This window comes from Bauldia sp., from assembly GCF_965232525.1.
GTDB lineage: Bacteria > Pseudomonadota > Alphaproteobacteria > Rhizobiales > Kaistiaceae > Bauldia.
The window spans coordinates 1,175,165-1,197,056 of sequence record NZ_OZ246980.1; the positions used below are offsets into that span (position 1 = coordinate 1,175,165).

General features: G+C 64.8%; 13 protein-coding genes. 4 read left to right on the forward strand and 9 right to left on the reverse strand.

Features of this window, described 5'->3' with window-relative positions; all coding sequences use genetic code 11:
• Positions 1 to 44 precede the first annotated feature (44 nt).
• Positions 45 to 1,661 (forward strand): bifunctional phosphoribosylaminoimidazolecarboxamide formyltransferase/IMP cyclohydrolase, encoded by a 1,617-nt coding sequence (gene purH / locus ACO076_RS05630; RefSeq protein WP_421725746.1) that lies wholly within the window; start codon positions 45 to 47, stop codon positions 1,659 to 1,661.
• 191 nt (positions 1,662 to 1,852) lie between these two features.
• Here the strand turns inward: purH and ACO076_RS05635 are convergent, their stop codons facing one another.
• The 9 genes from ACO076_RS05635 to ACO076_RS05675 all read right to left on the reverse strand — a co-directional run bounded on the left by ACO076_RS05635 (position 1,853) and on the right by ACO076_RS05675 (position 15,157).
• A complete protein-coding gene (locus tag ACO076_RS05635) occupies positions 1,853 to 3,853 on the reverse strand; it encodes a tetratricopeptide repeat protein (protein WP_421725747.1) in 2,001 nt (666 codons plus the stop codon).
• Positions 3,850 to 5,232, reverse strand: a complete 1,383-nt coding sequence (locus tag ACO076_RS05640; RefSeq protein ID WP_421725748.1) for an MFS transporter — start codon at positions 5,230 to 5,232, stop codon at positions 3,850 to 3,852. Before ACO076_RS05640 ends, ACO076_RS05635 begins: the two co-directional genes overlap by 4 nt.
• 111 nt (positions 5,233 to 5,343) lie before the next feature.
• Positions 5,344 to 6,000, reverse strand: coding sequence for a RibD family protein (locus tag ACO076_RS05645; RefSeq protein WP_421725749.1), 657 nt, complete (start codon positions 5,998 to 6,000; stop codon positions 5,344 to 5,346).
• A gap of 78 nt (positions 6,001 to 6,078) precedes the next feature.
• On the reverse strand, positions 6,079 to 6,249 hold the full coding sequence (locus ACO076_RS05650; RefSeq protein ID WP_421725750.1) for a hypothetical protein: 171 nt from the start codon (positions 6,247 to 6,249) through the stop codon (positions 6,079 to 6,081).
• Between the two features lie 244 nt (positions 6,250 to 6,493).
• A complete protein-coding gene (locus tag ACO076_RS05655) occupies positions 6,494 to 7,552 on the reverse strand; it encodes a response regulator transcription factor (protein ID WP_421725751.1) in 1,059 nt (352 codons plus the stop codon).
• Between the two features lie 93 nt (positions 7,553 to 7,645).
• Positions 7,646 to 9,262: a hypothetical protein gene (locus tag ACO076_RS05660; protein ID WP_421725752.1), complete on the reverse strand. Its 1,617-nt coding sequence runs from the start codon at positions 9,260 to 9,262 to the stop codon at positions 7,646 to 7,648.
• 142 nt (positions 9,263 to 9,404) lie between these two features.
• Positions 9,405 to 9,713 (reverse strand): hypothetical protein, encoded by a 309-nt coding sequence (locus tag ACO076_RS05665; RefSeq protein WP_421725753.1) that lies wholly within the window; start codon positions 9,711 to 9,713, stop codon positions 9,405 to 9,407.
• Positions 9,714 to 9,838: 125 nt separating this feature from the next.
• Positions 9,839 to 14,632: an NAD-glutamate dehydrogenase gene (locus tag ACO076_RS05670; RefSeq protein ID WP_421725754.1), complete on the reverse strand. Its 4,794-nt coding sequence runs from the start codon at positions 14,630 to 14,632 to the stop codon at positions 9,839 to 9,841.
• Positions 14,633 to 14,707: 75 nt separating this feature from the next.
• Positions 14,708 to 15,157: a cupin domain-containing protein gene (locus ACO076_RS05675; RefSeq protein WP_421725755.1), complete on the reverse strand. Its 450-nt coding sequence runs from the start codon at positions 15,155 to 15,157 to the stop codon at positions 14,708 to 14,710.
• Positions 15,158 to 15,391: 234 nt separating this feature from the next.
• Between ACO076_RS05675 and ACO076_RS05680 the strand changes: the two genes are divergently transcribed.
• The 3 genes from ACO076_RS05680 to ACO076_RS05690 all read left to right on the forward strand — a co-directional run bounded on the left by ACO076_RS05680 (position 15,392) and on the right by ACO076_RS05690 (position 21,852).
• Complete coding sequence (locus tag ACO076_RS05680; RefSeq protein WP_421725756.1) at positions 15,392 to 16,303, forward strand: ImuA family protein; 912 nt, start codon at positions 15,392 to 15,394, stop codon at positions 16,301 to 16,303.
• Positions 16,304 to 16,514: 211 nt separating this feature from the next.
• Entirely contained in the window at positions 16,515 to 17,951 is a 1,437-nt protein-coding gene (locus ACO076_RS05685; protein WP_421725757.1) for a Y-family DNA polymerase, read from the forward strand.
• Positions 17,952 to 17,979: 28 nt separating this feature from the next.
• Positions 17,980 to 21,852, forward strand: a complete 3,873-nt coding sequence (locus ACO076_RS05690) for an error-prone DNA polymerase (RefSeq protein WP_421725758.1) — start codon at positions 17,980 to 17,982, stop codon at positions 21,850 to 21,852.
• Positions 21,853 to 21,892: the final 40 nt, after the last annotated feature.

Below are 21,892 nucleotides of genomic sequence, written 5' to 3' on the forward strand. Positions count from 1 at the left end.
ATCGGCGCCCGTTCCTGCCCAATCCCTTGGAATACCTGATACCGATGGTCGTTTCTCCGGTTACCGTACACCCACCGGACTTCGTGCCGGTCCGGCGCGCCCTCATCTCCGTCTTCGACAAGACCGGGGTCGTCGACTTCGCCCGCGCCCTCGCCGATCGCGGCGTGGTTATCGTCTCGACCGGCGGTACCCGCACCGCGCTCGAAGAAGCCGGCATTGCGGTCACCAATCTTGCCGAGGTCACCGGTTTCCCGGAGATCATGGACGGCCGGGTGAAGACGCTGCATCCGGCAGTCCATGGCGCTCTGCTCGGCGTGCGGGACAATCCCACCCACGCCGACGCCATGACTGCGCACGGGATCGCCGGGATCGACCTGCTGGCGGTCAATCTCTATCCGTTCGCGGAGACGGTCGCCGGCGGCGCCGATGCGGCGACGGTGGTGGAAAACATCGATATCGGTGGCCCGGCGATGATTCGTGCCGCCGCCAAGAACCATGCCTATGTCACGGTCTGTGTGACGCCGCAGGACTATGACGACGTGCTCGCCGATCTTGATGCTTACGACGGCGCGACGCACCTCCATCTGCGCCAGCGGTTGGCCGCCAAAGTCTTTGCCCGCACCGCCGCTTACGATGCGGCCGTGGCTACCTGGTTTGCCGATGAGGTCCGGGAGGAGGCGCCAGAATGGCGGAGTTTTGCCGGTCGGCTTGCCATCGGCCTCCGCTATGGGGAAAACCCGCATCAGAGTGCCGCGCTCTACCTCACCGGCGAGAAGCGGCCAGGAGTCGCGACCGGCCGGCAGGTTCAAGGCAAGGCGCTGTCGTTCAACAACATCAATGATACCGACGCCGCTTTCGAACTGGTCGCCGAATTCGACCCGGACACCGAGGCCGCCGTCGCCATCATCAAACACGCCAACCCCTGCGGCGTCGCCGTTGGCGACAACCTGATCGCCGCATACGGCCGGGCGCTGCGCACCGACCCGGTGTCCGCCTTCGGCGGCATCGTCGCGGTCAATCGCCGCCTCGACGCCGCAACGGCGGCGGAGATCGTCAAGGTGTTCACCGAAGTCATCGTTGCACCGGAGGCGGACGAAGAGGCGGTGGCGATCATCGCGGCTAAGAAGAACCTGCGACTGCTGATCACCGACGGCCTGCCCGACCCACGGGCAAAAGGCCTCGACGTTCGCAGCGTCGCCGGTGGGCTGCTGGTTCAGAGTCGGGACAACGGCGTCGTCGCTCCCGGCGACCTTAAGGTGGTCACCAAGCGCGCGCCGACCGAGACCGAGATGGCCGACCTCCTGTTCGCCTGGCGGGTCGCCAAATACGTCAAGTCCAATGCCATCGTGTATGCGAAGGACGGCGCCACGGCGGGGATCGGAGCCGGACAGATGAGCCGGGTCGACTCGGCCATGATCGCCGCCCGCAAGGCGGAGGCAGCGGCGGAAGCCGCCGGCCTCGACGAGAGCTTGGCCATCGGGGCGGTGGTTGCCTCGGACGCGTTCTTCCCCTTCGCCGATGGTCTGATCGCCACCGCCGAGGCCGGCGCGACCGCGGTCATCCAGCCCGGCGGTTCGGTGCGCGATGACGAAGTGATCGCCGCCGCCGACGATCGCGGTCTCGCCATGGTGTTCACCGGCATGCGCCACTTCCGGCATTAGTGCGACCGCACGTGTTCGGGACTCTGTCCGGGATGTCGCGATCCAGTCAACTACTCTCCGTCGTCCTCCGGTCGAGCCGGAGAACGACGGGGTGTGGCAACGCACGGGCAAACCGAGTGGCCGGTCGACAGAGGCGACTTGCGTTGGGGTCGATCGCGAACCCAGCAAGCGCGCTGATCGAGGCTACATCCTCAACCCCGGCCCATGTGCTTAGCCAGATAGGCCGCCATCTCGGCAAACACGCTGTCCCAGTCGCCGACCGCCGGCTGGCGGAACAGCCACATGGTCGGATACCACGGCGGCTCGCTCTTGCCCTCCGGCCAGCGCCATTCCGGCTGGTAGCGAATCGCTGTCCACACCGGCCTGCCAAGCGCGCCGGCAACGTGCGCCACCGCGGTGTCGGCGCTGATCACCACGTCCAGGGCGCCCATCGCGGCAGCGATTTCGGCAAGCCCGTCAGGGTTGTCGGTGACCTCCGGCCCGAGCGACTCGACCGCCACGCCCTCTGGTAGCGCGTCCAGCTGATCGAGCCCGTGCATGGCCTGCAAGCTGATCAGCCGGACCCCGGGGACCGCCGCCAACGGCGCGAACTTGGCCAGCGGAATCGAGCGATACCGGTCGGCGCGGTGGTCGGGGTTGCCGGCCCAGCAGATGCCGATGCGGAACCCGTCGGTGCCGATCCGCTGCTGCCACTTCGCTACCAGATCCGGTTCCGCCTCGAGATAGGGGATCGGTCCCGGCACGGTGTCCGCGCGGGTGTCGAACAAGTGCGGCAGGCTCATCAGCGAGACTGCGAAATCGAAGCCCTCCGATACTGCATCGTCCTTGATGATATCGAGGCCGGTGAAGCTGCTAGCTATCAGCCGCCTTAGGGCCGGCGGGAGTGCCAGCGTCAGCTTTGCCCGGCTCTCGGCGACCTTCGGCAGATAGCGCAGCATCTGGATAGTGTCGCCTAGGCCCTGCTCGCCATGGATGAGCAGCGACTTGCCCGCAATAGACTCGCCGGTCCAGCGCTGGACCTTACCGCCGCCGAAGGCAAATTCGGGCAACCGCAGCCGCTGTTCGTGTTCGGCCCAACCGGCCTGGTAGTCGCCGCGGTGGAGCATCAGGAGCGCCCGGTCGGTGCGCAGGCGCGGGTTGCCGGGCTCGAGGGCCACCGCATCCGCGAATGCCGTTTCCGCTTCGTCGAGCCGGCCGAGTTCACCGAGCACCACGCCGCGACCATGATGAAGCGTCGCGGTCGGCGGTTCCAGCGTCACCGCCTTGTCGAACGCCGCAAGCTGGTCGTCGAGGCGCCCGAGGTGCCGGAGCGCTTCGGCACGGGCCATATGGGCCGCCGCGGTTTCGGACTGGGCGATCGCTTGGTCGGCGGCCGCCAGCGCGGCTTCCGGATCGCCGATCGCGGAATAGACTGTGGCCCTGCGGACCAGCGCAGTCGCGTCGGTTTCGGATAGGAGTTCCAGTGCCTCCCGATACGCGCCCTCGGCTTCGTCAGCGCGTTTCAGCCGGGTCAGGGCATCGCCGCGCAGGCTCAGCGCCTCGGTGTTGTCCGGCTCGCGGGCGAGCACCTGATCGGCGGCGGCCAGTGTCTCGGCCGGCTTGTGCAGCCGCGCCAACGCCGTCGCCTTGCCGAGCAGCGCTTCGCTCCAGCCGGGCCGGGCCCGCAATGCCTTGTCGAAGGCGAGCACCGCCGGTTGAGGCTTGCCGACAGCGAGCAGCGTCACGCCGCGATTGAGGTGTGCCTCGCCGAAGCGCGGCTCCATCTGCACCGCGTGGTCATAGGCGATCACCGCTTTGTCGTATTGGCGCAGCGCCTGCAGGACATTGGCACGATTGTAGTGGGCGAGCGGGTAGGCGGGTTTCAGCGCCAACGCCCGGTCGAATGCTGCGAGCGCCTCATCGAACCGACCCTGTTCCTGAAGCGCCACCCCGCGGCTGCAATGAGCTTCGGCGAATTGCGGCGCTAGGGCCAACGCGGCGTCGAAGGCTTTCAGTGCCGCATCGAGCCGTCCGGCGTGGAGGTGGGCATTGCCGAGGATGTTCTGGCCGGCGGGGTGACTGAGGGCGGGGCGGTGCCGCTCCAGCGCCTTGATGCCGGCGCGCAGCCGCCCGGCGCCGACGTGGCCGGCAGCCAGTGTCAGCACCTCCGTGGTCTGTTTGGAGATCGGCGCCCGTGCTGGCTGTCGGTTCATGGGTCCTGCTTCACCCGTACGAGAATCATCAGCCCGACAATAAAGAATGCGAGCAGGATCGAAATACCGATCCGCTGGCTGCCGGCGAGCGCTGTGAGGGTGCCGACAGCGAACGGTCCGGCAAAGCTGGTGATCTTGCCGGATAGGGCATAGAGCCCGAAATACTGAGTGATCTTCCCCCCTGGGCTGACCCGCACCAGCAATGTGCGGCTGGCTGCCTGCAGCGGCCCGGCGACCAGTCCGACCAGAATGCCGAACACTAGGTAGGCCTTCTCGCCGACCGACTCGAACAAGCCGCCACCGTCGGTCGGTGGCGGCACGGCGACGAAAAACAGGATGTGCTCACGATCGACCGAGAGAAATCCGATGCTGGCGAGCGTCAGGATCAGAAGGCTGAGGGCGATCACCCGCTTGGGGCCGATCCGGTCGTCAAGCGAACCGCCGATAAGTGAGCCGGCGATTCCGACAACCAGCAGAATGATGCCGAACAGGCCGAGCTCGATCGTCGACCACTCGAACGTACTGGAGGCGTAGATCGCGCCGAACGCCATCAGCGCCCCGAGCCCGTCGATGTAGATCATATGTGAGAGCAGGTAACGGGCGGCGTTGGGGTCGCGACGCACCTGCATCAGCGTTCCCTTGAGGTCGCGGAGTCCGACGCGTACCGCCGTACCGATTGCCATGCGCTGCGGCAAGTCAGGCACGAAGAAGAACAGCGGCAGAGCGAAGATCAGGTACCACAGGGCGGAGAATGGGCCAGACCCGCGGTCGCCGCCGAATCGGGACGGGTCGAGGCCGAGGATCGGATCCATCCCGAACAGCGTCTTACCGGTCTCCGGACTGCCGACCATCAGCCCGAGCACGATCGCCAGACCGACCAGTCCGCCGATGTAGCCAACCGCCCAGCCGGTCCCCGATAGTCGGCCAAGCCGACCCCGGTCGACCAGGTCGGGCATCATCGCGTTGGTGAACACGGTGGCGAATTCGGCGCCGATGGTTGCGATGGCAAAAGCGACCAGCGCGATCATGATCGCTCCGTCGACGCCGGGTTCGGCCCACCACAGGGCCGCCGAACCGCCGATCAGCAGCAGCGAAAACGCCGCGATCCAGGGCTTACGGGCGCCGCTGGCGTCGGCGATGGCGCCGAGCGGCGGCGACATCAGGGCGATGATCAGTCCGGCGGCGCTGAGCGAATAGCCCCACAGCGCCTGGCCTTCGACCGGGTTGGCAGCGACATGGGCGACGAAAAACGGCCCGAAGACGAAGGTGGTGACGATAGTAAAGAACGGCTGCGTCGCCCAATCGAAGGTGAGCCAGCTGGCGATTGCCGCTCTACCGACCCGTGGGCGCGCCTGCGCTTCTGTCGTGACCGAGTCCATCACTCTCGCGTGCTCCTCGACGAAAAGGAGACACTAGTCGCGGCAAGGCGGCACGGAAAGGCGATCGACGTATTCCCGACCAGATTACGGGACGGCGTTGTAGGTCCCCGATCAGGCGTTCGCGATGGTGTAGCCAAGAAAGACCAAGTCCTCTCCGCGCGTTTCGACGGTATCGAGGCGAAGTGGAATGCCGCCTGCTGAGACCAGGTCGCCGGCAAATCGGGCGTGCGCCGCGCCGCCGAGCAGCGTCGGATGAACCAGAAGGTGAAGTTCGTCTGCCAGTCCCGCTTCGAACAGGGCGCCATTCAGCCGACCACCGCTCTCTACGCGAACCTTGCCGACCCGATAATCACCGGCCAGCCTAGCCAACGCGACCCCTAGATCGACCTTGTCCTGGCCGAGGATGAGCGGTGTTACACCCCAGTCGCGAAGAGCCTCAATGTGGTCGGCCGGCGTGCGGTCGGTGCACAGTGAGATCCAGTTCTTCCAGAACGGTTGCGATTGCCAAAACGGCCATCCCTTAAGCCGACCGCGGCTATCGGCGACGACGAGAATTGGCCTTGGATCGTTGGGTTCGGCCGCAGTCGGTGGTGTTGCCGGAGGGTCGAAATTCGCATCGGTGGCGGCAAGCAGCGTATCGCAACCGGCAAGCGTCGCATCTTCTTTGAAGCTCTGAACCAGAGCGTAGAACGCGCCTTGATCGACCGCGAAACTGGTCGTGCAGCCATCAAGACTGACCGCATCGAACAGAATGACCTTCGGTTTCATGGATCGGTGTTCCCCCCCTTCACGCCAGCGGGTCGGCTGATTGACCGGTGACCGTGGCGAGAGCGGGGCGGGCGCGTGTCAAAGTACCAGGTCGTCGATCATCTTGAAGTCGTTCTTGTCGAGTTTGAAGCCGACACCGACCCGCGCGAACAGCACGGCGTCTGCGCCGCCTTTGCCATCCTCTTGGTGAAGGAGTTTGCCCTTGTCCACCGACATCACCACGTAGCGTCCCAAACCGGTATCGGTCACGACCGGGTGCGACAGATAGCCCTCGATGGTCGCGTCGACGATATGTTTGTGATTTCCAAACAGTCGGAGTCGTGGTCATGAGCGCCCTCCCTCGCGCGCCGATCGCGCCGGATCGTTCTGTTTTGATGAACGCCGGCGCAGGCCGATCCCTAAAAATGTTTGGTCAGTAAAAGCGGGCCGCCTGAAAACGTCGGCCGAGGAACGTTGCCCTAGAGGCGCGTCGCCGGCGCGTCTGTGACGTTGGTCACAGACCACCCGTTGCACGCCTCACGATGGCTCCGCGGCTAGCTGTCTCATCGTTGAACACTCGATAGACCATGCCACGGTAGATCGCTTCTGCGTTGGTTGTCGCTTTGAGTTTTCGCCGTGCGCCGGCGAGATAGGTCTCAGCGCTTCGGTTGGAAACGTTCATGTGGTCGCCGACCTCGGCCGTTCGAAACCCCCGTGCCACCAAACGAAGCGCTTCGGATTCCCGATGGTTCAGGCCAACGAAGTCACGGAGCAGTCCGTGCGTTTGCACATAATGCCAGAATAGTTGTGCAAACCTTCGAAGCGTCGGTAATTGCCCTGGCACCGTCCGCCGGAAGGCGGTGGGGTCGATGCCGCCAACGATGAAGTTGAGCCCGTAAGTCGCACCGGTCAGGGGGTCGGATCCAGGCGCAAAGGCCTGGCGGTCCAGCTTGTTGTCGAACAGGCACTCAAGGAAGTCCGACAGACCGGGCGGCATTTCATCTGCGAAAAGACCCCGCGCAGTTTCGCTGACAATGTGCACGAACGGTCGCTTGTCCCGAACGGCGATACGTGGGATCGGGTCGACCCTGTGACCGCCAATGGCGACATAGAGATTGGTCATCTCCGCCGGCGCGGACGACCGGAACATGTAGGTTCGATCCGAAATCACGCCGCTCGGGTCGGCAACGATACCGAAGTTAATGGCCACCACCCCGAAGTCGGCGGTCGAAGCGTGTAAGGCAGTCCAGGCCGCCGAGAAGCTTCGCGTGGACTTTAGGCGTTCGACGAGAGCGATCGCTGTTTCTGAGCTATCGGTCAATTCGGTCCACATAGCTTCGTCTGTATCGACAACCGCCTCGGTCTCCGCTTCGAAGCGAAGCACGGCTTGGACCGTCGTCCGAGCTTCGAGTTTATGGCGAGCGGAAGCCAGGTGTTTGTCGAGCGTGGATCGGGCGATTCCGAGGTCGGCGGCGACGTCGCTGAAAGTGTGGCCGGCGGCGATCAGGCGCAAGCAATCCCGTTCGCGGGGCGACAGCGCGCGGAGTCGATTGCTGGTACCGATATCCTGCACGCGTCTCGACCTCCGGATCGGAGCGGATGGACGTCGGTACTACATCAGCATCGGCCGTATCAGGCAATGGTCGAGTATCGGCACGATGCTATCCTAGAGGCTGAAATCACCGGCCACGAATGTGATCAGGCCGGCGACGAAGATCTCGAAATCGACAATGGCGTCGCCGTCGCCACCGAGTTCACCCTGGATGATCGTATTGCCGGCGTCCTGGAAGTAACGGATTTGCGGTCCGCCGGTGAATGAGTTGGTGCCAATGAACGAGAAGGCATCGTCCGCCGGCGTCGTCGGCGTTGCGTCGATCGCAGACAGCGAAATCGTGTCAGCATCGCCCCCAACGCCAAAGTCGAGAATCAGGTCGCGATTTCCATTGCCGACCCCGGTCTCGGACGGATCACGATAGCGGAAGGTGTCGGACCCGGTGAAACCGTTGAGGAAATCGACGTCGGCGCCACCCGTCAGCGTGTCGTTGTCCGCATCGCCAAACAACTGATCGACGCCGCTGCCGCCGTCGAGCCGATCGTTGCCGTCGCCACCACCGAGTGTGTCGCTGCCGCCTTCGCCCGCAAGAAAGTTGTCGCGCCAGTCGCCCTCGAGTTTGTCGCCGAAATTCGACCCTCTGAGCGACTCGATGTCGACCAGGGTATCGCCGGCTGCGTAGCCGCCGAAGGCGGTTTGCGCGCCCAAGCTGACGGTGACGCCGCTTGGCGAATCAAGATAGATCGCGATGTCGCCGCCAGGGCCTTCGGCGCCGCCATCGATGAGATCGCCGCCGGCGCCGCCCCACAAAACGTCGTTGCCGGCCTCGCCCCACAGAACATCGTCGTTGTCACCCCCTCTCAACTCGTCGTTGCCCGCACCCCCAACGAGGAAATCCTGACCGCCGTAGCCCCATAGAACGTCGTTCCCGTTGAGGCCAAACAAACCGTTGGTGTCGTCGTTGCCGTGAAGCGTATCGCCGAAACCGGCGTTCGAACCGATCACGACTTCGACGCGCTTCAGCGTATCCCCTTCGGCGTCGCCCCCTTGCCCAAGTCCCGTGGCCAGGTTGACAGAGACGCGCGCTGGCGAGTCTTCATAATTGACGACATCGATACCGCTGCCGCCGTCGAGGTCATCGGCTCCGGCACCGCCGTAGAGCTGGTCGTTGTCGTTGCCGCCCTTGAGCTTATCGTTGCCGCCTCTACCGAACAGGATGTCCTCGCCGTCACGCCCGACGAGAACGTTGTCCCGGTCGTCACCGCGGAGCGTGTCGTCGAAGGCCGAGCCTTTCACCCGCTCGATTTTGGTCAGCGTATCGCCTTCAGCGTGACCGAAGAATCCGATGCCATCGATCAGATCGATGGTCACGCCCACCGGCGACTCCTTGTACTCGGCGGTGTCGGTACCGCCACCACCGTTGAGATCGTCGCCGCCCGGGCCGCCGGTCAGGGTATCGTTACCGCCCTTGCCTTTAAGCGTATCGTCTCCGCCACCGCCGTCGAGCTTGTCGTTGCCCGATCCGCCGTCGAGCGTGTCCTTGCCGGCGTTGCCGAACAGCAGGTCCTTGCCGTTCTGGCCGAACAGTATGTCCTTCCCGTCGCCGCCGAGGAGTTCGTCCTTGCCGTCTTTCCCCTTGAGCGTGTCCTTACCGCCCTTGCCCTTCAGACGGTCGTTGTTGTTGGTGCCTTTGAGATAATCATTGCCGTTCGTTCCGACGATATTGGCCATGCTCCGCCTCCGTCGTAAGGAGCCTGCTCGACATCCTCACCTCGTCTGCAGCGTAGTGACCTCGTGTCCGGTGCCAATGGCAGAAAACCGCCAACTTCCTTCGGTTTTCCGCATGAAAATGCGTTCAGGCGGCATCCTGCCGCTAAAGTCGGCCCGAACGACGGCGATCGCGGATCGATCGCTGCGGGCGGAGACGGCCGACGATATCGGCCATGGCATGAGCGAGCGCCTCCCAGCGGTTGGTCGGCTCACGTGGCACGACGCCCATGAAGATCAGCACCTTGGCGAACACCGACAGACCGATCACCGCCGCGAGCAGGACGACTAGCGCGGTTCCGATTCCGGTGCCCAGCGACAGCGCGTCGATATCGGAGCCGGTCTGAGCTTGCGCCGGGGTGCACAGAACCAGCGCTGGGGCCAATGCCCATGTGTGATGGGTCAGATGTGCCATGGGGTCAGAACGATTCACGTCTTCCCGATACGGCCTCCCAAGCGGCCGAAGTGTCGGCCGTCACGACCGACCGGTCAACCGGGAAGGTACGGGTTCGCTGAGTTGGTGCCGAGAGTTCGCTTTGCTCAGGAGCCGCCAACCAGATCGGTGAGCAGATTGGACGCCACGATGATCCGCGAGAGCGTCATCTCCTCGCTCTCAATCATGCCGACCACGAGGCCCACGGCCCGTTCAAGGGCTTCCTGGTTGGCCTTTTCCCACGCCGGCAGTCCGCCGGCCTTCAGAACGTCGACGGTCAGCTGCCGGTGAGCACGGGCCAGCGTCTCCAGCGCCCGATCGCGGGCGAGCTCGTCGTAGTAGTCGGGCATCGCCATGGCGGCGGCAGCCCGAATGGCACGATCGATGCGGAAGCGATCAGTGATTCGGTAGTAGGTCTCCGCAGCCGCCTCGAACGGCTTGCTTGTAGCCTTGGCGATGAGATGGATGTCGGTGGCCTGGGCCAGGAACCGCAGTCGCGCCACGGTCGTCGCCAGATCCTCGGGAACGCCGTCACTACGATATGAGTCGATCGTGCTGGTCAGGATCGCGTGTGATTGGTGTGAGAGCAGGGACGCGAGTTCCGCGTCGAGCGTTCGGATCGATTCGCCATACTCGCTAGCGACCTTGTCCAGCATACCTCTGCCGAGCGGCACGTTCCGAAGGAACCAGATAGTTCGCGAGATCGTCAGGTTCTGGACGGCCTGGTAGAGGGCAATCTGCAAGGTGCCGCCGATCCGATTATCAAGATCGTCGATGGCTCGGTTGAGCGCACGCAGCCGAAACGCCTCGCGAACCGTGACATAAGCCCGAGCGATTTCGACCGGGGGTGCGCCGGTGCGATCGGCGACCAGCACAATGAAACTGGCGCCGCAGTGGTTAACGACCGAGTTGGCCACCTGGGTCGCGATGATTTCGGCACGCAGGCGATGCGCATCGATATCTCGGCGAAACGGTTCCCGCATCGTTTTGGGGAAGTAGGCGCGCAACTCTCCCCTCAGCGTCGCGTGGTCCGATACGTTGCTCGCCATCAACTCGTCGGCGAGGGCGATCTTCGCGTAGGCGACCAGCACGCCGATTTCCGGCCGGGTCAGCGGTTTGCCGGCCGCTTGGCGCTCGTCGAGCGTGGCATCATCCGGCAGCGATTCGATCAGGCGGTCGAGAAGACCGTGGCGCTCCAGGTCCTGAATCAACCGCCGCTGGAAAGGAAAGGCGGCGAAGCCACGCGCGGCCGACAGAGAAATCGCCAGTGTTTGCAGATAGTTGTTGCGCAGGACCAGGGCCGCCACTTCCTCGGTCATTCGCGTTAGCAGCTTGTCGCGGGCCTCCATATCGAGTCGGCCGTCGCGGATCGCGCTGCCGAGCGCGATCTTGATATTGACCTCGACGTCGGAAGTGTTGACTCCGGCGGAGTTGTCGATGGCGTCGGAGTTGCAGCGCCCGCCGGCAAGTGCGAACTCGATCCGGGCCGGCTGCGTCATGCCGAGATTGGCGCCTTCGCCGACCACCTTGACGCGGAGTTCCTCGCCGGTGACGCGGATCGCGTCGTTGGCGCGGTCGCCGACCTGATCGTTGGTTTCGGTGCTGGCGCGGACATAGGTGCCGATACCGCCGAAGAACAACAGGTCGGCGCTGGCGCGCAGGATAGCCCGCATCACTTCGCCCGGTGGCGCGGTCTTGCTCCCCAGATCGAGCACGGCCCGGATTTGCGGACTCAGTGGAATCGCTTTTTCAGCCCGGGAAAAAACACCCCCGCCCCTCGATATCTTGCGCCGGTCGTACATCTGCCAGGAGCTCTGTGGAGTCTCGAACAACTTCCTGCGCTCGGCATAGCTGATGGCTGGATCGGGATCCGGATCGATGAAGATGTCGCGATGGTCGAAGGCCGCCACCAGCTTGATCTGCTCCGACAGCAGCATGCCGTTGCCGAACACGTCGCCAGACATGTCACCGACGCCGACGACCGTGAACGGTGTGGTCTGAATGTCGATATCCATCTCGCGGAAATGTCGCTTGACCGATTCCCATGCGCCGCGGGCGGTGATGCCCATCTTCTTGTGGTCGTAGCCATGGGAGCCGCCGCTGGCGAACGCATCGCCGAGCCAGAAGCCGCGCGATTCGGCAACCTCGTTCGCGATGTCGGAGAAGGTTGCCGTACCCTTGTCGGCGGCAACCACCAGATATGGGTCGTCGGAGTCACGGGTGACCACGTCGGGCGGCGCCACCGGTTGGTCACCATCGAGGTTGTCAGTCACGTCGAGCAAGCTTGAGATGAACGCGCGATAGGCGGCGATTCCCTCGGCGACGAACGCGGCGCGATCGCCGTTGGTCGGCAGGCGTTTGGGCACGAATCCACCCTTGGCACCATGCGGGATGATCACCGCGTTCTTCGCCTCCTGGGCCTTGGCGAGTCCGAGGACTTCGGTGCGGAAATCGACCGGTCGGTCTGACCAGCGCAATCCGCCGCGGGCGACCATACCGAACCGCAGGTGCACACCCTCGACCCGCGGACTGTAGACGAAAACCTCCCGAAGCGGCCGCGGCGACGGCAGGAAGTCGAGGCGTCGCGATTCGAGCTTGAAGCAAATGGTAGTGTGGGGCTGGCCGTCTTCTTCGTTCTGGAAATAGTTTGTCCGCAGGATCGCATCGAACATCACCAGGAAGAGCCGAATGATACGGTCCTCGTCGAGGCTCTCGACCTTTTCCAGTTCCGCTTCGATCCGGGTCCGCCGTCGGCGGGCGAGTCGCTCGTCCGGGCCGTTCGGATCGAACCGGGCGGTGAACAATTCGACCAATGCCCGGGCGATCTCTGGGTGACGGTTCAATGTCCGCCACATATGGTCTTCGGTGAACGGCGTTCCCGACTGGCGGATGAAGCGTGAAGCGGTGCGCAGGATCGCGATCTCCCGCCAGGTCAGCCGGGCTCCGATCACCAGTCCGTTGTAACCGTCGTTCTCCGCGCGATCGTGCCAAACCGCGAGGAAGCAGTCGATCAGTGCCGTGCCAACGGCATCGAGCGCAATCGCGTTGCCACGAGCGTTTTCAAGCATCATTTCGTGGACGAAGATCGGCGGTGAATCGTCGGCCGGCTCGATCGGGAACGTCAGTTCGTCGATAACACGCAGCCCCATGTTTTCCAGGACCGGTACCCGGGCGGACAGTGCGACCGGCGCCCCGAGATGACAGAGCTTCAGGGCGATCGCAGGTTCGGCGCCCCCGGATACGGCGTGGAAATAGCCGGCCACCGGTCGCGCCCTGGTCAAGCTCGCAAAGGCGACGATGTCGTCGACCGCGTCGTTGGGAATCGTGACTTCCTGATAGGCCACCGGGAATGCGTCACGGTACCGAGCGATCAGCGGCGCCGCCTCCTCCGGTGGGAACCGCTCGTTGACTGCGCGCACCAGCGCGTCCGGCCACCGCGCGATGATCTCCGCGACCGCGCTTTCAAGCACCGCCTGAGGCGGGTTCGGTGTCTTGCCCGCGTCACGTCCGATAATGAACTGCACGCGGGTAAGCGGCCCTTCCAGGAAGGTTGGATAGTACGCGGACACCCGCCCATCGAAGACCTCGGCGAGATACGCGCCGATCCGCTCGCGGACGGTGCTGTCGTAGCGATCGCGCGGCACGAACACGAGAATCGAAACGAAGCGATCGAAGCGATCGCGGCGGGTCAGCACCCGAATGCGCGGCTGGACAGCGAGCGCCATGATGGTCTTTGCCGCGGCATACAGACTGTCGGCGTCTACCTGAAAGAGTTCATCGCGCGGGTAGGATTCCAGCACGTTTATCAGTGTCTTGGCCGAGTGGCCGTCGGGCGAGAAGCCGGCGCGGGCAATCACCGCCTTCGCCTTGCCGCGCAGATAGGGAACGTTGAAGATCGAGCGGTTGTAGGCGGTTGAGGTGAACAGTCCGATAAATCGGGTCTCGCCAGCCAGCCGACCATCGTCGTGGTAGCGTTTGACGCCGATGTAGTCGGCATGAGCGTTACGGTGGATTCGCACCCTGAGGTTGGATTTGGTGATGATCAGCGGTTCCGGGCGCATCAGGAAAGCACGGATCGCCGGTGTCATCGTCATACCGCGGCCGCCGCGCGACAGCACCCGAACCTTCGGGTCGGAGAGAATGCCGAGCCCCTTCCCTCTAGCGCGGCTCAGTCGTCCCCGGCTCCTGCCACCGGTGAAATCGTAGTCGCGGACGCCGAGAAAAGTGAAGTTGTCGTCGGCGAGCCACTCGAGGAAGGAAATCGACTCCTCGAGATCGGCGATCGGAACCGGCGGTGGCCGCCTGCGGTATTGATCGACGACCGCCTCGAGCCGGTCGCGCATCATCTGCCAGTCGGCGACCGTGATCCGGATTTCGGCGAACAACAGATCGAGCCGGCGAGTGAGGGCGTCCCGATCGGCCGGCTCAAGAATGCGGCCGACATGGATCTGGATCAGGCTTTCGCGATGCCCGTCCTTGGCGCTGTAAGCCGTCAGCCGCCCGGCGTCGTCGCGGGTGACGGAGATGATCGGATGGGTGACCAGGCGGATGTCGGCGCGGAAGTCTTGAAGTTCGAGGATAGTGGAATCCACCAGGAACGGCATGTCGTCGTTGAGGATTTCAACCAGCGTAACCGCCGAACCGTCCCCGTCCGTGGCCAAATCGGTGATTCGCACGACGGTCTGATCGGGGGCACGTGTCGACAGGAGATCGGCGGCCGAGCGGACGCTTTCGACAAGTTCGCTCAAGGGGTGGCCGGCAAGGTCCTCCTCGTCGACATCGGCGAACAGGTCGCGGGCGAGAGCCGAGAGCATCCGCCGCTTGCCTTTTGGCGCCTGCCTTGTAACGGCGCGGCGGATCGCTTCGATGGTTGGACGCGGCGGTTTGGCGGCGGCTGGCATGTCATCCCCCGAGCAGACGGCTCAGTCTATCAGGGAATCGCCTTGGCCGCCGTCATGGCGGAACCGGTTTCGACGCTACTGGGACGCTTCAACAGCTTCAGCATTGGGCGTGCCCTCGACCCCCATGTAGACGGCCATGATTATCACCGGGGCGTTGGAGGTGTTGATGCCGGTGTGCGGCCAATCCATCGCCTCGAGAAAGGTATCGCCGGCTTTGTAGACCTTCTTGCCCTTCTCGCCATAGTCGACGGTGATCTCGCCCTCCATCACGTAAATGAACAGCGGCACCCGATGAGTATGCCAGCCGGAGTCCTTGCCCGGTGGCACGGTGACGATCACGGCAGTGATCTTGGGCGTTCCCGTTGGGTAGGCGTCGATTGCCTGGCCGATGATCGTCTTGTTGTCCGCGAAGAGCTGCGTCAGCAGGTTCTGGTACTGCTGAGATTCCTCACTAACGGCAACGGTGGGCATGGCGATAGTGGCGAGAAGGGCCAGGCCTGATCGGCCGAGCAGCGCAAACGACATCAACGGAAACTCCCGGAGGTTGTAGACCACGCTTTGGTGGCGGAACTGACAGCTCGGGTCAACCGTTGAGCTAGTGTGACGGGCCAATAGGTTTTGTGGTTCGGGATCGGTCCATCGGTGGGTGGGCGGTGCCGATCGATCTTCCATTGCCCGCAGGACTTGCTTGACTCCCCGTTCGTTCTTCGGAATCTATAAGAACAAAACAGGAACATATCGTTAGAGGTGTCAAAGAGCATGCCTGCCAACGCTTTGACGGCAGGGGCAACGGTAACGCATCTGCGCCGGCGGATCGCCGCGATCGAGGGACGTCCGGCGGCCTTGGCGCCGGGCGGCGATGCCCGACCCGCGACACAGGGCTCGATCCCGCCCCCTGCGACCAGTCTTTCCCCGCGACGCGGCGGGATGATCCTGCCGTTCGGGGTGCCGGTGCTCGACGATCGACTTGCCGGGGGCTTGCGGCGTAACGCGCTCCATGAGGTTCGGACCGAAATCACCCGGAATGCCGGCAGCGCCAGCGGTTTTGCCGTTGCCCTGCTGGCGCGGCTCACTGCGATCGACGATCGGCCGGTGTTGTGGGTGATCGAGGCATCGGCGGCGCGCGAAGGCGGCGTCGTTCACGGCCCCGGTCTCGCCCAACTCGGACTTCCCGCTGACCGATTGGTTCTGGTGCGGGTGCGCCGCCCACAGGAGGCATTGTGGGTGTTCGAAGAAGGGTTGCGCTCCGCCGGTCTTGCCGCCGTGCTCGCCGAGATCCGCGGCCACCCAAGCGTCCTTGATCTCTCCGCCGGCCGGCGCTTGGCGCTACGCGCCCGGGACGGTGGCGTCATGGGGCTGCTCTTGCGCCAGGCCGCCAATGCCGAGCCTGGCGCGGCCGCGACCCGCTGGCGGGTGAGTCCCCAGCCGGCCGCCATTATCGACGATTTCGCCGCTGGCATCGGCCGTCCGGTGTGGCGGCTCGATCTTGAACGCAACCGTACCGGCCCTACCGGCCGGTTCGATCTGGAGTGGGATCATGGCAACCGCAGCTTCGCCCTCGCGAGGCCCCCTACCGCGGCGCTATCTGACCATTGCCCTGCCGTATCTGCTGACCGATCGGATCTGGCGTATGCGGCTGGGGCGGTCGTGGCGCTACGTCGCACCGGATGAAACGACGCGCGGCGGCGCACCGCGCGGGGTGTCTGACGCTGCCCCGACGGGACTCGCGCCCGCTCCGACTGGGCATCCCCGCAACACCGGCAATCCGTTTGCCGTGCGGCGGGGAACGCAGTCCGTTGCCAATCGACCGGGCGGGGGAGGAACGACGGCGCGCTCCCTTCCGCCAAAGGGGCCTCTGGGAGGCGCCAGTGCCTCCCCGCTGGTGGTTGCCGCCAAGGTCAAGAGCGCGCTCCGCATCGTTGCCCTCGACGAAGCCGCGGAGGCCCAGAGTCTGCAGCGCGGTCAGGCACTCGCCGATGCCCGCGCCATGATCCCCGCGCTTGACGCGGTCGATCAGGATGAGACCGCTGACAGGGCGCTGCTCGCGGCACTTGCCGATTGGGCCGAGCGCTACACCCCGTTGGTCGCGCTCGATCCGCCTGACGGCCTGATCCTCGACATCACCGGCTGCACCCATCTGTTCGGCGGTGAGACGGCGCTGGTTACCGATTGCCTGACCCGGCTAGTCGCCCAGGGTTTCTTGGCCCGGGCAGCGATTGCCGACACACCCGGGGCCGCCTGGGCCGTAGCCCGCTTCGACAGGGCGATCCGCGTCCTTCCGGGCGAGGCGCGCGCTGCCTTAATCGACCTGCCGATGGCGGCGCTGCGGCTTGAAGGCGAAACAGTCTCGGCGCTTGAGCGGGTCGGCCTGAAGCGGATCGGTCAGATCATTGATGCGCCCCGGGCGCCGTTGGCCGCCCGCTTCGGCAGCAATCTGATCCGCCGTCTCGATGAAGCCCTGGGCCGGGTCGAGGAATCGATCAGCCCTCGCCGGCCGGTAGCGGCGTTCATCGCCGAACGACGATTTGCCGAGCCGATCGTAACCGATGACGATATCGCCGCTACCATTGTCGCCCTCGCGGCGCGGCTCGCCCCTGGCCTCGAAGCGCAGGGGACCGGCGCCCGCCGGTTCGAGCTGGCGCTGTTCCGGGTCGACGGAGTGGTGGCACGGCTCGGGGTCGGTACCAGTCGGCCGGTCAGGACGCCGGAGCACGTCAGTGCCCTGTTCGCTGAGAAATTCGCTGGCCTTGCCGAGGAGATCGATGCTGGTTTCGGTTTCGACATGGTTCGCCTGTCGGTGCCGGAAACCGCGCCCGATGCCCCGGCTCAGATCGATCTCGTTGGCGATGCCGCTGCGGACGCCGACCTCGCCCAGCTCATCGACCGGATCGGCGCCCGGCTTGGGCCGGACCGGGTGCAGCGGGTCGTCGGGCGTGACAGCCACATCCCCGAGCGGTCGGAGGCGTTCCCGATAGCCGGTACGCCGGAGGATGGTATCGACACACCGATGCCGGCTGCGTCGGGTCCGATCGACCGCCCGCTTCGGCTTTTCCCCCATCCCGAACCGGTGGAGGCGACCGCTGCGGTCCCTGACGGGCCGCCCATCCATTTCCGTTGGCGGCGGGCGCTCTACCGCGTCACCCGAGTCGAAGGGCCGGAGCGCATCGCGCCGGAATGGTGGCGGAGTGACGACGGCTTCACCCGCGACTATTTCCGGGTCGAGGACGCCGCCGGCAATCGTTTCTGGCTGTTTCGCGAAGGGCTCTACGGGCTCGAGGCGATGACCCCACGCTGGTACCTGCATGGGGTGTTCGGATGAAGGATGATCTTATCAGGGCCAGGGTCTCATGACCGCCTATGCCGAGCTCGCCGTCACCTCCAACTTCTGCTTCCTTCGTGGCGGCTCCCATCCGGAGGAGCTGGTCCCCGCCGCGGTGAAGCTTGGCCTCGCCGGAATTGCGTTCGCCGATCGCAACTCCCTCGCCGGCGTGGTGCGCGGCCATGTTGCGGCCAAGGAAGCCGGTATGCCCTATGCCGTCGGCTGTCGGCTGGTGTTCCGCGACGGCACGCCCGACATCCTTGCCTGGCCGACCGACCGGAACGCCTATGGCCGGCTCTGCCGGCTGCTCACCACCGGCAACCGCCGCGCCGAAAAGGGCGACTGCCATCTCGATCTGGCTGATCTCCTGGAGTGGGGCGAGGGCCTGATCCTTGGGGTGATGCCGGATTATGGCACGGCCCTTCAGTCAGCTTCCCTGATGGTAGACGAAAGGGGAGCAGCTCTTTTCACCGCTCATTCCCGCGAAGGCGGGAATCCAGGACATGTGAGGATGCCCCTGGCGAAGACTGGGTCCTCGCTTTCGCGGGAACGAGCGGTGGAAGGTTTCGCGAAACCCCCCTTCGAGAGAAGTGGGGGCGACAGGAAACACTTGAGCGTCGTCCCGGAAAGGCCCAACAACCCTCTTGCCATCACCCTCGCCATCCTCGTCGACGCCTTCCCCCGCAATGTGCGGCTGATGGTGCGCCGCCAGTACGGCCCGGGAGATCACCGGCAACTTGCCGCCCTTGCCCGGCTTGCCCGCCGATACAGCGTGCCCCTAATGGCCACCAACGACGTGCTCTATCACATCGCCGAGCGGCGTCCGCTTCAGGATGTCATCACCTGCATCCGTGAGCACAAGACGTTGGCGACCGCCGGCCGGCTGCTCGAAGCCAATGCCGAGCGGTATCTGAAGGATGCCGCCGAGATGGCCCGGCTGTTTGCCGACTATCCGGAAGCGGTGGCCGAAACCCGCGCCGTGTTCCAACGCCTCGGCTTTTCCCTCGACGAGTTGAAATACCAGTATCCGGACGAGCCGACCGGTGACGCAGCAACACCGCAGGAAGCCCTGGAGCAGCTAACCGAAGCGGGCCTCGCCACGCGCTATCCAGGCGGCGTGCCAAGGAAGGTTCGGGATCTGGTTGCCCATGAACTGAAGCTCATCGCCGAACTCAAATACGCGCCCTATTTCCTCACCGTCCACGACATCATGCGTTACGCCCAGGAGCAGGAGATACTCGCCCAGGGGCGCGGCTCGGCCGCCAATTCCGCCGTCTGCTACGTGCTCGGCATCACCGAAGTCGATCCCGAACGCGTCGATCTTCTGTTCGAGCGCTTCGTCTCGGCCGAACGCAACGAACCGCCGGACATTGATGTCGATTTCGAGCACGAGCGGCGCGAGGAGGTGATGCAGTACATCTACGAGAAGTACGGTCGTCACCGTGCCGGTCTCGCCGCCACCGTTATCACCTACCGCACCCGTTCAGCGGTTCGCGAGGTGGGCAAGGTTTTCGGCCTGTCGGAGGACACCATCGGCGCCCTCTCCGGCACCATCTGGGGCTGGTCGAACAATGGTGTCCGCGACGCCGACATCCGCCGCATCGGCCTCGACCCTGAAGAGCGAACCATGCATCAGGTGATGGTGCTGTCGGAGCAGTTGATCGGCTTCCCCCGCCATCTCTCCCAGCATGTCGGCGGCTTCGTCATGACCCGCGACCGGCTCGACGAGATGGTGCCGGTGATGAACGCCGCCATGGAAGACCGGACCAACGTAGAGTGGGACAAGGACGACCTCGACGCGCTTAACATGCTGAAGGTCGATGTTCTCGCGCTCGGCATGCTCTCCTGTATCCGCCGCGCCTTCGATTTCATGGAAAGGCACTATGGCGAACGGCCGACCCTCGCCTCGATCCCAGATAAGGATCAAGCGGTCTATCGCATGCTCGGGCGAGCCGATTCCCTCGGCGTCTTCCAGGTGGAGAGCCGGGCGCAGATGTCGATGCTGCCGCGTCTTAAGCCGGCTAATTTCTACGACCTGGTAATCGAAGTGGCGATCGTCCGGCCAGGTCCGATCCAGGGGGACATGGTCCATCCCTATCTGCGCCGTCGACAGGGCCTTGAGACGGTGAACTATCCCAAGCCCCGACACGGCGATAAGAACGAACTGAAACAAGTGCTCGGCCGCACCCTCGGTGTACCCCTGTTTCAGGAACAGGCGATGAAGATCGCCATTGTCGCCGCCGGTTTCACCCCCGGCGAGGCCGACAGGCTTCGCCGCGCCATGGCCACTTTCCGCCGGGTCGGCACCATCGGCACGTTCCAGAAGAAGATGGTCGAGGGGATGACTGCCCGCGGCTACGAGCGCGATTTCGCCGAGCGCTGCTTCCGCCAGATCGAAGGCTTTGGCGATTACGGTTTTCCGGAGAGCCACGCGGCGAGCTTTGCGCTGCTGGTTTACGCCTCGTCATGGCTGAAGTGCCACTACCCGGACGTCTTCTGCGCCGCGCTTCTTAACGCCCAGCCGATGGGCTTTTACGCTCCCGCCCAGATCGTCCGCGACGCCGCCCGCCATGGAGTCACCATCCGCCCGCCGGATATCAATTTCTCCGACTGGGACTCGACGCTGGAGCCGGAGGAGGGGCAACCGACCGACCGCATCCGCACCCGGGTTCATGCTGCCCATGCCGACCAGCGTGACGACATTCGCTCCGCCCATGCCGTGCGGCTCGGGCTTCGCCAGATCAAGGGGATAAAGGAGGAGGACGCCGAGGCGCTGATGAAGGCGCGGGGGGCAGGTTTCGATTCGGTCCGCGATCTGTGGCTGCGCTCCGGCTTGTCGCGGGCGGCGATTGAGCGCCTCGCCGATGCCGATGCGTTTCGCTCCCTCGGTCTCGACCGGCGCGACGCGCTGTGGGCTGCCCGCGGCCTCGGCAGCACCGCCGCGGCGGACCGTCCGGGGGGGCGATTGCCGTTGTTCGACGTTGCCGAGCACGGTGCGCTCCAGCGGGAGCCGGATGTGGCGCTGCCGCCGATGCCGATCGGCGAGCATGTGGTCAACGATTATCGCTTTCTCAGCCTGTCGCTGAAGGCGCATCCGGTTTCGTTCCTGCGCCGCGACCTCGCCGCCCGGCGGATCATCACCAACGCGGCCCTGATCGATCTGGCGCTGAAGGATGAGGCAACAAGAGGCGAGGAGCATCGCAAGCGCGACCGGGAAGAGACAAGAGGCGCGGAAGGGCGGAGCCCCGACAGGGACACAAGGAATCCCGGCGAGGAGCGCTCCCGGGTCGCTGCCCGGAACAGGCTCTGGCCTGACCGAGGGGGAACAAAAATCGAAACGCCCCCTGCCCGGGATCGACCCAGGCCGGCGGTGAAACGCCGGAAGCCCGACCGCGACGGTCCGAACATCACGCGGCGACCGTGGTCCGGTCCGCCGCCCGGCCGGCGGGTCACCGTCAGCGGTTTGGTGCTGGTCCGCCAGCGACCAGGCACCGCCAGCGGCGTTATCTTCATGACCATCGAGGACGAGACCGATATCGCCAACATCATTGTCTGGCCGAGGACCTTCGAGCGCTTTCGCCCGGTGGTGCTCGGCGCCCGGCTGGTGGCGGTCACCGGCCGGGTGCAAAGCGAAAGCAGCGTCATTCACGTGGTGGCGGAGCAGCTGGAAGACCTCACGTCGATGCTCGCTGTCCTGTCGGAAGAGGCCGCCGATCCCCGGTCGGGTGAGGTCGTTGAGGCGTTGAGCCGAGCCGATGAAGTGCGCCGGCCCCAGGTCGACATGCGCGAGAAGATCGGTCCGCGCGCGCGGTCGATCCGCTTGGCGAAAGAAACGGGGAATACTGACGCCTACGCCAAGTCGGCCGGCAAGGTCATGCCCAAGGGGCGCAACTTCCATTGACGCTGTATGCGTGGTGCGGCCACTGGCGTCGCGGAGCGGC